The 1,191-nt window shown below is 62.9% G+C and carries 1 protein-coding gene and 1 pseudogene; both read right to left on the bottom strand.

The window, feature by feature from the left end:
• Nucleotides 1-19 precede the first annotated feature (19 nt).
• Nucleotides 20-487: a DUF3597 domain-containing protein gene (locus MKL09_RS08800; RefSeq protein ID WP_244019569.1), complete on the bottom strand. Its 468-nt coding sequence runs from the start codon at nucleotides 485-487 to the stop codon at nucleotides 20-22.
• A gap of 213 nt (nucleotides 488-700) precedes the next feature.
• Nucleotides 701-1,191, bottom strand: a pseudogene (locus tag MKL09_RS08795) (blue light sensor protein); the annotation flags it as partial.

Here is a 1,191-nt window from a genome sequence, read left to right as displayed (position 1 = left end):
CCCCACTACTGCTACTGCCTTAAGTGTGCTGCATATCAGAGGGGACTTTGCCGCCGTTCTCGGCGAGCTTCTGAACCACCTGCTTGTGCAGCCAGACGTTCATCGTAGCCGAGTCGTCCTTGTCGCCGGTGTAGTGCAGTTCGTCGGCCAGCTGCGTGCGAGCCGGGAGACTGCTGTCAAGGTCCAGCAGCTTCAAAAGGTCCACGATCGACTGCTTGTAGTTCAGGTTCTCACCCTTCTTGGCGGCCATGTCGCTCAAGACCTGACCGACGTCGACGCTCACTGCCGAGCCCGTAGGCGCACTGGTGGGCGACGCCGCACCACCCATTGTGGGTGCGGTCGCGCCGCTGGTGCCGCTGCCAGCACCGCCCGTTCCGGTAGCAGCGGGGGATACGGTCGGAGTATCGGATGCCTGCGGCGCAGACGCCTGTGCACTCGCTGCTCCGCCGCCGAAAATCTTCGAGATGATCGATCCGAACAGGCTCATGACGTCGTCCTCGGCATTCGCGGGCTCACTCCCGGAAGCCGCAGTAACAGAGCGACGCAATGTAGCGTTCCGTACTGGATAGGTCCGGCACCGGGGCCGATCGCTGGCGCGATGGATAGGGACGTTGGATCTGGATGGGGTTCGAGCACCAACAGCTTTGGTCGCGCCCGCCGGCCCCACGCCGTTTCAGCAGCAGCCCCCGGGATCGCGTGTTCAGGCGGCCAGAACGTCGGCGTCGTCTTTCAAACCGGCCTCTCCGTTGGGCAAGGTTTCAAGCGAGCCGACTCGATAAGCCGACATCTGGATGTCGCCGGCTTCCTGAGCCATCGCCGTCGCGAGAAGCTGCGCACGTCCTGCCCAACGATCCCGTTCTACCCGCATGGCAGCAAGCTGATCCTCGCTCGATGCCAACGCGACTTGCAACGTGTCGATCTCAGTCCGTAGATCGCTCGTGCGTTGCCGCTCACTCGCCAAGGCGGCTTTGAGCACATAGAGGGCAGCGTCGGTCGCTCCCTTCGGCGAACGGTTCACATCGCGAATGGGAAGGGATTGTAGCCCGACACTCTTGACCTCAGCAGCCCGCTGATTGCTCACCGGTGATGACGTCCGCGTGGCTGGCGCGTCAGGTCGAAGCTGCGCGATTTCTGTTTTCAGTTGCTCGACATCCAGCCCTGCCGGGGGATGAACCTCAGGTGGTTCGATCG

Source organism: Methylobacterium sp. J-048 (assembly GCF_022829515.1).
Lineage (GTDB): Bacteria > Pseudomonadota > Alphaproteobacteria > Rhizobiales > Beijerinckiaceae > Methylobacterium.
Note: the sequence above shows the minus strand (reverse complement) of the source record. Positions and strands in the feature narration are given on the sequence as shown.